Source organism: Ramlibacter sp. GS1-15, from assembly GCF_057785015.1.
This window is the reverse complement of the sequence record NZ_JBYNTU010000001.1, coordinates 3403854-3417001: the sequence shown is the minus strand read 5'-3', so window position 1 is coordinate 3417001 and position 13148 is coordinate 3403854. Positions and strand designations below refer to the sequence as shown.

Annotated in this window: 11 protein-coding genes; 9 read left to right on the top strand and 2 right to left on the bottom strand. The window is 69.6% G+C overall.

Going from position 1 to position 13148, the window contains the following annotated elements; genetic code table 11:
• Window positions 1-100: 100 nt before the first annotated feature.
• From AC3EF3_RS17105 to AC3EF3_RS17065, 9 genes are all read left to right on the top strand, one after another.
• Entirely contained in the window at window positions 101-577 is a 477-nt protein-coding gene (locus tag AC3EF3_RS17105; protein ID WP_488533345.1) for a MarR family winged helix-turn-helix transcriptional regulator, read from the top strand.
• A complete protein-coding gene (locus AC3EF3_RS17100; protein ID WP_488533344.1) occupies window positions 574-2184 on the top strand; it encodes an AMP-binding protein in 1611 nt (536 codons plus the stop codon). Before AC3EF3_RS17105 ends, AC3EF3_RS17100 begins: the two co-directional genes overlap by 4 nt.
• Before the next feature lie 24 nt (window positions 2185-2208).
• Window positions 2209-3435, top strand: coding sequence for a type II secretion system inner membrane protein GspF (gene gspF, locus AC3EF3_RS17095; RefSeq protein ID WP_488533343.1), 1227 nt, complete (start codon window positions 2209-2211; stop codon window positions 3433-3435).
• A 14-nt stretch (window positions 3436-3449) separates the two neighbouring features.
• On the top strand, window positions 3450-4352 hold the full coding sequence (locus AC3EF3_RS17090; RefSeq protein ID WP_488533342.1) for a 5'-nucleotidase: 903 nt from the start codon (window positions 3450-3452) through the stop codon (window positions 4350-4352).
• Window positions 4353-4415: 63 nt separating this feature from the next.
• Window positions 4416-5627, top strand: coding sequence for a tetratricopeptide repeat protein (locus AC3EF3_RS17085; RefSeq protein WP_488533341.1), 1212 nt, complete (start codon window positions 4416-4418; stop codon window positions 5625-5627).
• A 39-nt stretch (window positions 5628-5666) separates the two neighbouring features.
• Window positions 5667-7415, top strand: a complete 1749-nt coding sequence (locus AC3EF3_RS17080; RefSeq protein ID WP_488533340.1) for an ABC transporter ATP-binding protein/permease — start codon at window positions 5667-5669, stop codon at window positions 7413-7415.
• A 106-nt stretch (window positions 7416-7521) separates the two neighbouring features.
• Window positions 7522-7893 (top strand): response regulator transcription factor, encoded by a 372-nt coding sequence (locus tag AC3EF3_RS17075; RefSeq protein WP_488533339.1) that lies wholly within the window; start codon window positions 7522-7524, stop codon window positions 7891-7893.
• A gap of 24 nt (window positions 7894-7917) precedes the next feature.
• Entirely contained in the window at window positions 7918-8433 is a 516-nt protein-coding gene (locus tag AC3EF3_RS17070; RefSeq protein WP_488533338.1) for a hypothetical protein, read from the top strand.
• Window positions 8426-8809, top strand: a complete 384-nt coding sequence (locus AC3EF3_RS17065; protein ID WP_488533337.1) for a response regulator — start codon at window positions 8426-8428, stop codon at window positions 8807-8809. Before AC3EF3_RS17070 ends, AC3EF3_RS17065 begins: the two co-directional genes overlap by 8 nt.
• Here AC3EF3_RS17065 and AC3EF3_RS17060 read toward each other — a convergent pair.
• A complete protein-coding gene (locus AC3EF3_RS17060) occupies window positions 8799-9428 on the bottom strand; it encodes a response regulator transcription factor (RefSeq protein ID WP_488533336.1) in 630 nt (209 codons plus the stop codon). The two genes, AC3EF3_RS17065 and AC3EF3_RS17060, sit on opposite strands and share 11 nt — an antisense overlap.
• Window positions 9429-13112, bottom strand: coding sequence for a PAS domain S-box protein (locus AC3EF3_RS17055; RefSeq protein WP_488533335.1), 3684 nt, complete (start codon window positions 13110-13112; stop codon window positions 9429-9431). It abuts the gene before it with no gap.
• Window positions 13113-13148: the final 36 nt, after the last annotated feature.

Sequence of the window (13148 nt, the reverse complement as noted above, 5' to 3'; positions counted from 1 at the left end):
CTCCCCTTAGGGTAGCGCATGCCGAGAAACCCGTGTTGACACCGATTGATTGAGGCCTAAACTATTTAGGGTTCGCAGAATCAACGTGAAGGACCGGCCGATGGACATGGAAGCGCGCGCGCACAGCGAGCACCCCGAGGCGCTGCGCCTGTGGCTGCGGCTGCTCACCTGCACCCAGATCGTCGAAAAGCAGGTGCGCAGCAACCTGCGCGAGCGCTTCGACACCACGTTGCCCCGCTTCGACCTGATGGCGCAGCTCGAGCGCGCGCCCGAGGGCCTGAAGATGAACGAGCTCTCGCGCCGCATGATGGTCACGGGCGGCAACGTCACCGGCATCACCGACCAGCTCGCGGCCGAGGGGCTGGTGGACCGGGTGGACGTGGAAGGCGACCGGCGCGCCTACCGCGTGCGCCTCACGCCCAAGGGCCGCAAGCTCTTCCATGACATGGCGCACCAGCACGAGCGCTGGATCGTGGACGCCTTTGCCGCGCTGTCCGACAAGGAGATCGCGACCCTGCACAAGTTGCTGGGCAAGGTGAAGGACCATGCCCGTTCGCATTCGGAGGCTGCTGAATGAGCGCACAGGTCGACCGCTTCGTGCACGAGCGGCTGCCGCCGCAGGACCAGTGGCCGACGCTGCGTTACGACCGGCCCGAGCTGCAGTTCCCGCCGCAAGTGAACGTGGTCGAGGAGCTGCTCGACAAGGCGGCGCAAAAGGGGTGGGGCGCGCGGCCGCTATTGCGCTCGTCCAGGATCGTGCTGACCTACGAGGACGTGCGCGACCGCGTCGACCGCATCGGCCGCGTGCTCACGGAAGACCTGGGCCTGGTGCCGGGCAACCGGGTGCTGCTGCGCGGCGGCAATTCGATCGGACTCGCGCTGGCGTGGCTCGCCGTCGTGAAGGCCGGCCTGGTGGCGGTCGCGACCATGCCGCTGCTGCGCGCACGCGAGCTGGGCGACATCATCGACAAGGCGCAGCCGACCCTGGCGCTGTGCGACATCAAGCTGCTGGAGGAGCTGGAACTCGCGCGCCGGGAGCGGCCCGTGCTCGCGACGGTCGTGCCCTTCAACGCGCCGACCGAACCCGGCTCGCTGGCGGTGCGCTCGGCCCGGAAGGAGGGCGGTGTCGCGGCCTGCCCCACCTCGGCCGACGACATCGCGATGATGGCGTTCACCTCCGGCACCACGGGCAAGCCGAAGGCGGCGGTGCACACGCACCGCGACATCCTCGCCGCCTGCGAAGCCTGGCCGCGCCACGTGCTGCGCGCCACGCCCGAGGACATCGTGGTCGGCTCTCCGCCGCTCGCGTTCACCTTCGGCCTGGGCGGCCTGCTGGTGTTCCCGATGTGGGCCGGCTGCAGCGTGTACTTCCCCGATGCGCCGTACACGCCGGAGACGATGGTCAAGACCATCAAGGATGTCGGCGCGACCATCTGCTACACCGCGCCGACCTTCTACCGCGCCATGGCGCCGTTCGCCAGGCAGAACGGTGTCGGCGCCTTGCGCATCAGCGTGAGCGCGGGCGAGGGCCTGCCGGACGCGACGCGCCAGCTGTGGAAGCAGGCGAGCGGCATCGAGATCACCGACGGCATCGGCGCGACCGAGATGTTCCACATCTTCATCTCGTCGCCGCCCGAAGAGGTGAAGCGCGGCGCGATCGGCAAGGTGGTGCCGGGCTATGAAGCGAAGGTGGTGGACGACGAGGGCAACGAAGTGCCGCGCGGCACGATCGGCAAGCTGGCTGTGATCGGGCCGACCGGCTGCAAGTACCTCGATGACGCGCGCCAGGCCCATTACGTGAAGAACGGCTGGAACTACCCGGGCGACGCGTTCGTGCAGGACGAGGAGGGCTACTTCGTCTACCAGGCGCGCGCCGACGACATGATCATCACGGCCGGCTACAACGTCGGCGGTCCCGAGGTCGAGGACGCGCTGCTGCGCCATCCGGCCGTGGCCGAATGCGGCGTGATCGGCAAGCCCGACGAGGAACGCGGCATGATCGTCAAGGCCTTCGTCGTGCTCAAGCCCGGCAACGAGGCCGACGCCGCCATGGTCAGGGCCTTGCAGGAGCACGTGAAGTCGACCATCGCGCCCTACAAGTACCCGCGCGAGATCGAGTTCGTGCAGGCGCTGCCGCGCACCGAAACCGGCAAGCTGCAGCGGTTCAGGCTGCGGCAGCTCTGAGCGGCGGCGGGACATAATCCCGCCATGCCCGCCTATTCCTTCGAAGCGCTCGATCCGCAAGGCGAGACCCGCCGCGGGGTGATGGAGGCCGACACGGCCAAGGCGGTGCGCGGCCTGCTGCGGGCGCAATCGCTGGTGCCGCTGCAGGTGCAGCCGGTCGCGGGGGCCGCCAATGACGCGGGGGCGGCTCTCGGGCAGCGGCTCTTCAGCCGGTCCGTCTTCACCAGCACGGGCCTGGCGATCTGGACGCGGCAGCTGGCGGGCCTGGTCACCTCGGGCCTGCCGCTCGAGCGGGCGCTCACGGCGCTGACCGAAGAATCCGAGGACGAGCGCGAGCGCAACCTGGTGGCCGCGCTGCGCTCCGAAGTCAACGCCGGCTCGACCTTCGCCAAGGCCCTGTCGCGGTTCCCGCGCGAATTTCCCGAGATCTACATCGCGGTGGTCGGTGCCGGCGAGCAGAGCGGCAGCCTGGGCATCGTGCTGGAGCGCCTGGCCGACGACCTCGAGGAGCGGCAGGCGCTCAATGCGCGCCTGCTCGGTGCGGCGCTCTATCCGGCGATCGTCACGGTGGTCGCGATCGTGATCGTGCTCTTCCTGGTGGCCTATGTCGTGCCGCAGGTCGCGAACGTGTTTGCCGGCACCAAGCGCGCGCTGCCGTTCCTGACGGTGGCGATGCTCGCGATCGGCAACGGCGTGCGGCAGTGGGGCTGGCTGCTGGTGCTGCTGCTGGTGGCCGGCTTCGTGGCGCTGCGCCTGGCCCTGCGCAACCCGGCGACGCGCGAGCGTTTCGATGCCGCCTGGCTGCGGCTTCCGGTGATCGGGCGGCTCGCGCGCGGCTACAACGCCGCGCGCTTTGCCAGCACGCTCGCGATGCTGGCCGGCGCCGGCGTGCCGATCCTGCGCGCGCTGCAGGCCGCGGCCGAGACACTCGGCAACCGCGCGATGCGCGCCGATGCGATGGACGCGCTGGTGCTGGTGCGCGAGGGCGCGCCGCTCGCTTCCGCCATGGCGCAGAAGAAGCGCTTCCCGGGCCTGATCCCGATGTTCGCGCGCCTGGGCGAGCAGACCGGCCAGCTCGCCACCATGCTGCAGCGCGCGGCCAACCAGCTCGGCGCCGAGGTGCAGCGGCGCGCGATGCAACTGGCCACGGTGCTCGAGCCCTTGCTGATCGTCAGCATGGGCTTCGTCGTGATGCTGATCGTGCTCGCGGTCCTCTTGCCGATCATCCAGCTCAACCAGTTCGCGAAGTGAAGCGTTAGAGCACCATGGCCGTGACCCTCGACGACAAGCTGGTGGTGGCGATCTCCTCGCGGGCCCTCTTCAACTTCGAGGAGGAGAACGCGATCTTCGAATCGGGCGACCCCCAGTCGTACATGAAATTGCAGCTGGAGCGTCTGGACGTGCCCGCGCGGCCCGGCATCGCCTATTCGCTGATCAGGAAGCTGCTCGCCTTCAACGACGACAAGGTCCAGCGCGTCGAGGTGGTGATCCTGTCGCGCAACGACCCGGTCTCGGGCATGCGGGTGTTCCGCTCGGGCGCGGCCAACGAAATCAAGCTGGTGCGCGGCGTCTTCACGCAAGGCCGCTCGCCCTTCCGCTACCTGCGACCGCTCGGCGCGAAGCTGTTCCTCTCGGCCAACGCCGACGATGTGCGCGAGGCCCTGGCGGCCGGTTTTCCCGCCGCGCGCGTGCTGATGGAATCCGTGCTCGCCGGCGACAACTACCCGGACGAAGTGCGCATCGCCTTCGATGGCGACGCGGTGATCTTCTCCGACGAGGCGGAGCGCGTGTTCCAGAAGGATGGGCTCGACGCCTTCCAGCAACATGAGCTCAGTCACGCGCTGCAGCCGCTGCGCGAAGGGCCGTTCACGCCTTTCCTGGCGGCGCTGCACCGGCTGCAGCAGGCGGGCAGTGCGCCGATGCGCATCCGCACCGCGCTCGTGACGGCGCGCAGCGCGCCGGCGCACGAGCGCGCGATCCGCACGCTGATGTCCTGGAACATCCGCGTGGACGAGGCGATGTTCCTCGGCGGCCTGCCCAAGGGCGAGTTCCTGCGCGAGTTCGAGCCCGACTTCTTCTTCGACGACCAGACCGGCCACGTCGACCATGCCGCACGCCATGTGCCTTCCGGCCACGTCGCGGCCGGCATCGCGAATCTGAAGCACTGAGCGCGCGCGGCTTGCGGCCGCCCCGATTTCGGCTATGGTGAATCCACACCCGCGGAGGCAGCCATGCAGGACTCTCTCGGCAATGCGGTCACCACCTCGTCTCACGAGGCCTTGCGCCTGATCGATTCGGCCATCGACCTCCATGCGCGGGCCTGGCCCGGCGCGCTGGAAGCGGCGGAGAGTGCGACGCAGGAAGACCCGGACCTGGCGCTCGGCCACGCGCTGAAGTCGCTCATCCACATCGTCTGGGGACGCCGCGAGGCCTCGAATGCCGCGATGGTGCGGGCGCTGGACCTTGCCCACCGGACTTCCCCACGGGAGCGTTCGCTGATCGAGCTTCTCGACCATGTGGTCCACGGGCGTTCGCATGCAGGGCTGGCGTGGCTGCTCATGCACGTTCGCCAGTATCCGGGCGACCTGCTCGCACTGACCACGGGAATGGGCGCGTACGGGCTGTTCGCGTTCAGCGGCCGGGCCGACCACAACGAACTGCGCTTGCACCTGCTCGATGAACTCGAGCCCCACTACCCGCGTGACTACCCCTGGCTGCTCGCGTACCGCGGTTGGGCACGCATCGAACTCGGCGCCGTCGACGAAGGCTTGTGGATGGCCCGGCAAGCGATCGGCGTGCGCCCGCAGAACGCGCACAACGCCCACATCCTGGCCCACGGCTGGCACGAAGCACGGCGTGGGGCGGAGTACCTCGAGTTCCTGTCCGGGTGGCTGCCCGCCTATCCGGATGACGCCTTGATGTGGGGCCACCTGCAGTGGCACGCGGCACTGGCGGAACTGGCGCTGGGCCGCGACGAGGCCGCCCTCCGACGCTGCCTCGGGCCGGTGATGTCCTATCTCGAACGGGGTGCGCCTTTCATGGGACTGGCGGATGGGGCGTCGCTGTTGTGGCGGCTCGGCCTGCGCGGGATGCGCGAGCTGCCCTGGGCGTGTGTGAGCCGGCATGCCTCGAACGATTTTCCCAATGGATCGAATCCGTTCGGCGAGATCCATCTCGCCATGCTGGCGGCTGCCCGGCGCGACCGGGCCGCGCTGGACGAGCGCCGCAAGCGCCTGGAGCGACTGGCCGGCGAAGGAAACCTCGGCGCCCGGCCCGCGCTCGCCTGGGTCGCGGGCCTGAAGGCACTCCTCGAGGACGACACGCGCGAGGCCGAGCTGGACCTCGCGGCGTGCGAAGCCGAGGCCGTGCGTTTCGGCGGCAGCGGGGCGCAGCGCGGGATCATTGCGCTGACACGGCAGGCGAAGCGAGTCCCGGCAGCCTGACCTGCGGCTACGATGGCCGCTCCTGACCCGGGGGCCGCCATGCCGAAAGAACACAAGTTCGCCGCCTTCGCCACCGCCACCCGCCGCACCTGGGCGCTCGCGGTGCCGTACTTCTCCTCCGAGGACAAGTGGAAGGCGCGCGGCATGCTCGCCGCGATCGTCGTCCTGAACCTCGCGGCGGTCTACATGCTGGTGCTGCTCAACGAGTGGAACCGCACCTTCTACGACGCGCTGCAGAACAAGGACCAGGCGGTGTTCTGGCAGCAGCTCACGCGCTGGGCGGTGCTGGTGCTCATCTACCTCGTGATCGCCGTCTACAAGTTCTACGTGCGCCAGCTGCTGGAGATCCGCTGGCGCGCATGGATGACGGCGCACTACCTGCAGCGCTGGCTGGCGAACAAGGCGTTCTACCAGCTGGAGCTCGCGCGCTTCGGCAAGGAGGGCGCGCCGCCGGACAACCCCGACCAGCGCATCCAGGAGGACCTGCAGCTGTTCACGCAGGACACGCTGTTCCTGGGCGCGGGCCTGCTCGATTCCGTGGTGACGCTGGTGAGTTTCATCGGCATCCTGTGGGGCCTGTCGGGCGCGTTCTCCTTTGCCCTCGGCGGGCACGAATGGACCATTCCCGGCTTCATGGTGTGGGCCGCCATCGCCTACGCGCTGGTGGGCAGCGTGCTCACGAACTACATCGGCCGGCCGCAGATCGCGTTGAACTTCAACCAGCAGCGGCTCGAAGCGGACTTCCGCCACCACCTCGTGCGCGTGCGCGAGTACAGCGAGGCGATCGCGCTCGACAAGGGCGAGAAGGTGGAGCGCGAACATCTCGACCTGCGCTTCTCGCGCGTGCTGGCGAATTACCTGCAGCTCATCCGCAAGCAGAAGAACCTGATCTGGTTCACGGTGTCCTTCGGCCAGGCCTCCAGCGTTTTCCCCCTGATCGTTGCGGCGCCGCGCTACTTCTCCGGCGCGATCCAGCTTGGCGAGTTGATGCAGATCGCCCAGGCCTTCAGCCAGGTCTCCGACGCGCTCTCCTGGTTCGTCGACAACTACCCGCGCTTTGCCGCCTGGCGCGCCACCGTGGACCGTCTCACCACGTTCGAGGCAAGCCTGCAGAAGACCGCGGCGGAGGGCGCGCCCGAACAGCGCGTGGAAGGCCGCGAGCTCGCGGCGCGGGACCTCACCGTCGCGCTGCCCGATGGCCGCGTCCTGCTCGAAGGCGTGAACGTGCTGGCGCAGCCGGGCGAGACTGTGCTGCTGCGCGGGCCTTCGGGCAGCGGCAAGTCGTCCTTGCTGCGCGCGTTGGCGGGCATCTGGCCGTTCGCGCGCGGGCGCGTGGAGATGCCGCGCGACGCCATGACCGTGCCGCAGAACCCGTACTTCCCCGACGGCAGCCTGCGCGCCGCACTCGCGTACCCCGAGCCGGCGTCGGCGTACGGCGACGAGCAGCTGCGCAAGGCGCTGGAGGACGCGCTGCTGCCGCAACTCGTGGCGCGCCTGGACGACGAGGACGCCTGGACCCAGAAGCTGTCGGGCGGCGAGCGCCAGCGGCTGGCCCTGGCCCGCGTGTTCCTCAAGCAGCCCACGTGGGTGCTGGCCGACGAAGCGACGAGCGCGCTCGACGAGCCCGCCGAGCGCACGCTGTACGAGCGGCTGCTCGCGCTCGTGAAGACGCAAGGCGGCGGCCTGGTCTCGATCACGCATCGCCCGGCGCTGGAGCGCTTCCACGAAAAGCACTGGGAGCTCGTGCCGGCGCGGGGGACGGCGGCCGGGCAGCTCCAGGCGCGGTAGCGCCCACTGTCCTGTACCAAAGTCGTAGGACCGGCGTACGCAGGTCCAATGGCCGGGCGCGCCCGTCGTGCGTAACCTGCGTCCAGCATCGTGGGAATCACTTCAAATGCCGGCAACACCGCTCGTCGCGATCATCGACGACGACCCCTCCATTCGCGACACCACCCGGGACCTGCTCGAGTCGGCGCGCCTGCAGGCCGCGACCTTCGCGTCGGCGGAAGCCTTCCTCGACGCGGCGCAGCAGGCGGGCGTCGCGTGCGTGGTGGCGGACATGTGCATGCCCGGCATGAGCGGCCTCGCGCTGCATGAGCATCTCGTCGCGGCGGGCCGGCGGCTGCCGGTCATCCTGATGACGGCCTATCCCGACGAGCCGGCCCGCGTGCGCGCGCTCAAGGCCGGCGTGGTGGCTTACCTGACCAAGCCGTTCGGCGACGACGAACTGCTCGGCTGCATCGAGGCCGCGGTGGCCACAGCCTGACACCGCCGGGCCTGGAGAGTGACTATGCCTGTTTCCCTGAATGAGTCCCGCGCCGCCATCGCGGTGCTTCCCGTGACGCCGGAGATGGCGTGGACGGTGCCGCAGCTGCTCAAGCGCTGCCGGCTCGTGGCGCCGGGCATCGTCACGACGACGGGCGTGCTGCGCGGCGTGATCAGGATGCCGGAGCACGACGAGCGGTTCGTCAAGGCGCTCACCGATTCGGGCTTCCTGTCGTGCGACAGGGCGATCGGGCAGGTGCGCTGGAAGCTGGACATCGACGAGATGATGGCGATGTACCGCAGTGCCGCGGGCGCGCAGGTGCCGGCGCATTGCCGCTCGCTGCTGCTGCGCGAGCGCACCAACGAGCCCTTCGACTGGGAGGTCGTGCTCGCCGAGCTGCGGGCGCTCAATTCATCGCTGCCCGAACTCCTCACGATCGAGCTGCTGGAGCAGCTCTATACCCGGCTTCACGCGCTCCATGTCCGCAGCGTGCAGGCCGCCCGGAGCTGGCTGGCATTCCAGGGAGCACACCATGCATGAGGGCGACGCGCAAGCCGGGGGCCTGCGGATCCTGGTCGTCGACGACAACCACGACAGCGCGGCCACCTTGGCCGAACTGCTCCGGCTCGCCGGCCACCGCACCAGCACGGCCCACAACGGCCTGGACGCGATCCGCGCCGCCGTTCGCACGCGCTTCGACGCCGTTCTGCTCGACCTCGGGATGCCGATCATGGACGGGTTCGAGGCGGCTTCCATGCTGGGGCAACTCGAGCCCGCGCCCGTGCTGATCGCCTGTTCCGCCTGGGACGATCCGGACACCCGCCGGCGAACCGCCGAGCTCGGCTTTTTCGCCCACCTGCGAAAGCCCGTGCCCTTCGACATGCTGAAAGCGACGCTGCGGCGGCTCATTGGGTGACCTCCGGCACGCGCCGCAACGCGTCGCCCATGCGAACCAGCTCGGGCAGGGACTTCGCCCGCATCTTGCGCATGATCTGCCCGCGGTGGACCTTGACGGTCACCTCGCTCACACCCAGCTCGTCGGCGACCTGCTTGTTCAGCCGCCCCCGGATCACGAGGGCCATCACTTCGCGCTCGCGCGGGGTGAGGGCGTCGTAGCGCTGCTTCAGCTCCTGCAGCACGGCCGCCTCGCGCCGCTGCATGCGATCGCGTTCGATCGCCGCGTTCACGGCGTCGAGCAGATCCTGGTCGCGGAAGGGCTTGGTGAGGAACTCCATGGCCCCGGCCTTGATGGCGCGCACGGACATCGGGATGTCGCCGTGCCCGGTGACGAAGATGACGGGGATGGATACGCCCGCCCGTGCGAGCTCCTGCTGGAAGGCCAGGCCGCTCGAGCCCGGCAGGCGGACGTCGAGCACCAGGCAGGCCGCCGCGTCCGGCCGGTGCGCGTCCAGGAACTCTCCGGGTGACGCGAACCCGCGGGCCTGGAGGCCGATCGAGGCGATGAGGTCCTGGATGGCCTCGCGCATCGAGCGGTCGTCGTCGACGATGTAGACCACGGGCCGGTCGCTGGACATTCACGCCTCCGGCGGGCGCCGGGGCAGCACGACCCGGAAAGTGGCGCCACGCGGCACGTTGGGCGTCACCGACAGGCGCCCGCCATGCGCCTCGACGATCGAGCGGCTGATCGACAGGCCCATGCCGATGCCTTCGTCCTTGGTCGTGTAGAAGGCCTCGAAGAGCCGGTCGGCATGCTCGGGGGCTATGCCGGGACCCGAGTCGCGCACTTCCACGGCAACGGCGCTGCCGCCGTCGCGCGTGCTCGTCACGGCCAGCTCGCGCACAGGCGTGCCGCTGCCGTCCATCACCTCGATCGCATTGACCAGGAGGTTCAGGACCACCTGCTGCAGCTGGACCCGGTCGCCCTCGATGGCCGGCAGGTCCGGCGCGAGCGAGGTGTGCAGCGCAATGGCCTTGCGCCGCATTTCGTCGCGCGTGAGCGCGATCACCTCGAGGATCGCCTTGTTGACGTCCACGCGGTCCCGCCGCGGCGCCTGGCGGTTCACCAGGGCGCGGATGCGGTCGACGACCTGACCCGCCCGCCGGCCGTCGGCGGTGATGCGTTGCAGCGCCGACCGCGCCTTCTCGATCTCGGGCGGCTGCGCCGCCAGCCAGCGGGCACCGGCAGCGGCGCTCGTGATCATGGCGCCCAGCGGCTGGTTGACCTCGTGCGCGATCGAGGCGGCGAGCACGCCCAGCGTCGTCACGCGGTTCACCCGCGCCAGCGCGGCCTCGGCATCGCGCAGCGCCTCGGACGCGAGCATGTGGTCGGTGAGGTCGCGCGTGATCGCCAGGGCCGCTTCGACCTGCTCGGAGCCCAGCCGCAGCGGCGCATAGATCACCGAGTAGTAGAAGCGGCCGCGCGCGTTGGTGAACCAGTCGGCGAACGACACCTGCTCGCCCGCGAAGCAGCGATCCAGGCGCGGCTTGAGCACCTGCTCGAAGACCTGCTCGCCGAACAGGTCGCGCACACGCAGGCCGATGATCCGTTCGGCCGGCATGTTCCAGTTGCTTTCATACACCGGGTTCACGCGCTGGTAGCGGTAGTCGCGGCCGATGATGACCATGCCGTCCGGCGCCGTCTCGAAAAGGTGGCGGGTCAGCTGTTGCGCCCGCCGGCGCTCGGTGATGTCCATGATGCTCACGAGCGTGCTGGCGGCCTTCGCGCCGCGCGGCGGGAAGGCGACGGCGAGCAGCACCGACAGCCGCTCGCCGCCCAGCGTGCGCATCGCGGTCTCGCCCTGGAACGATGTCCGGCCGTCGGCCAGGGCGATCAGCTGCTCGGCGAGGACCGCTTCGGCCTCCGGCACGAACAGGTCGGGCAGCGCGCCCTGCAGCTGCTCCTTCGATGTCGCGCCGAACAGCCGCAGCGTCGCATCGTTGACGTCGCGGACTCGGATCAGCGGGATCGCGTGGCGAACGAACTCCGGGTGCGCGGCGATGTAGCCGCGGAAGTCGCTCACGCCGCACTGGCGCAGCGCGTCGATCGCCGCCTCGATGCGGGAGAAGTCCGCCTCCCAGATCGAGACGTTGGCCTCCTGGAAGATGCGGCGGTGGCGCAGCGCGCTCGCACGCAGTTCCTCCTGCGCGTGCCGCAGCTCCGTGACGTCCTGCACGGTGCCGAAGGCGCGCGGGCTGCCTTCAGGCGCATCGCGTGTCGCCTCGCCGCGGCTGTGCACGATGCGCACTTCTCCATTGGGGCGCACGACCCGGAACTCCAGCTCGAATCGCCCGTTGCCGTTCCCCGCAGCCTCGATGGCGTCGACCAGCGTCGAGCGGTCGTCCGGATGCACGAGTTCGAGGATCCGTCCCTGCCAGGATGGAAGCTGATGCTGATCGAGACCATAGATGCGGCAGGCCTCGTCCGAGAGGACGAGGCGCTGCTCGCGCAGGTCGGCTTCGAAGTAACCCATGTGGCCGATGCGCTGGGCCTCCTCGAGTTTTCGCTCGCTCTCGCGCTGGCTACGGAACATGAGAAGGCTGGTGAGCGCATCGTCGAGGCGGCGGCCGATCTCCTCGAACAGGCGCCGCTCCTGCTCGCTCCACGTGCGCGCGTGGGAACACTGGTGTACGCCGAACAGGTAGGCGCGGTCGACCTTCGGCCGCACGGCCATCACCATCTGCGAGCGCACGCCGAAGCGATCGGCGACCGGTCGCGGCACCTGCAATTCGTGGCCGGGACCGAACAGCACGGCACCGTCGCAGCCGCGGGCCGCGCGGAACACGGTGGCGGTGCCGTCGCTGGTAGGTACCTCCGTCCCCAGGGCGAATGCTCCGGGGAATTGCGCGCGCGTGTGTTCCATGACGGCCCGCCACGCCGGCGTCTCGGGGTCGCAGGGATAGACCAGCCAGGCGCGGTCGCAGGCGAAGATCTCCAGCACCGCATCGAGCACGTTGCTCAACATGTGCTCGAGGTCGTTGGTGCCGGTCATCACGCGGTTGATGCGGTCCATGCTCTCCAGGAACCACAGGTGCGCGGCGCGCTCTTCGTCGGCCACCTTGCGATCGTGGATGTCGGTGTGCACGCCGTACCACTTCAGGACCTTGCCGTGCTCGTCGCGCAGCGGCACGACCCGGCCGAGGAACCAGCGGTACTCGCCGTCGTGGCGGCGCAGCCGCACCTCTTCCTCGAAGGGCTCGCCGGTGTCGATGCTGTGCCGGCGCGCGGCCTGGTAGCGCGCAGCGTCCTCGGGATGGATCGCGGCTTGCGAATTGACGCCGTCGGCCCCGAGCCCGGTGTACTCGAGCCAGCGCCGGTTGCCGATGGCATTTCGGCCGCGGGCGTCGGTGACGAAGGCCATGGCCGGCATGGTCTCGACGATGTCGCGCAGCTCCTTCTCGCGCTGGCGCAGCGTCTCCTCCGAGCGCTTGCGTTGCGTGATGTTCCGGCCGACGCCCCGGTAGCCGACGAAGTTGCCGGCATCGTCGAACACCGGCAGCCCGGAGACCGACACGTAGCGCTTGCCGCCGCTGGGTGTCGGGCGCGCGAGCTCGAAATCGCGGAAGGGCAGATGGGCGTCGAGCGTCTCGCGGTGCTTGCGCCAGGCCTCCTCGTCCGGCTCCAGGTAGGGCACTTCCCAGCGCGTCTTGCCCAGCTCGCTGCCGGGGGCGGGCCATTCCGACGTGTCGCTGCCGTCGAATTCCTGCCGCACGAAGCGATGCTGGCTGTCCGTTTCCCAGTACACGTCGAACGAGAACTGCACGAGGGTGCGGAAGCGCTCCTCGCTGTCGCGCAGCGCCTCTTCGGCGTGCTTGCGTTCGGTCACGTCCTCGCAGGCCACCAGCAGGACGGGCCGGCTCCTGAGCATGACGGCATTCGCCGTTTCGCGCACCCAGAGGACCTGGCCGTCCTTGCGCACCTTGCGCGCCTCCCAGCGGAAGGTGCGGCCCGGCTGGGACAAGCAGTCCGTCGCGTTCTGCTGCACGAAGGGGCGGTCGGCCTCGCAGAAGACATCCAGCACCGGCCGGCCGACGAGCTCGGCCACTTCGTAGCCCAGCTGCTGCGCGCCGAAGCGGTTCACCGACACGATGGCACCGGCCTCATCGATGATGAAGTACATGGTCGGGTTCGCCTCGAAGGCGACGCGCCACAACTCCTCGAGCTCAGGTGGGCCCTCCGCCGGGCGCACGAGGCGACCTGCCCGTGCGCTGGGCGGGCCCGGCGCGTACGACAGCGCCTCCTGCTGTACTGTGGTGGCCACGGTCGGCCTCCAATCGCTCTGCGGAAAGCCGTGTCG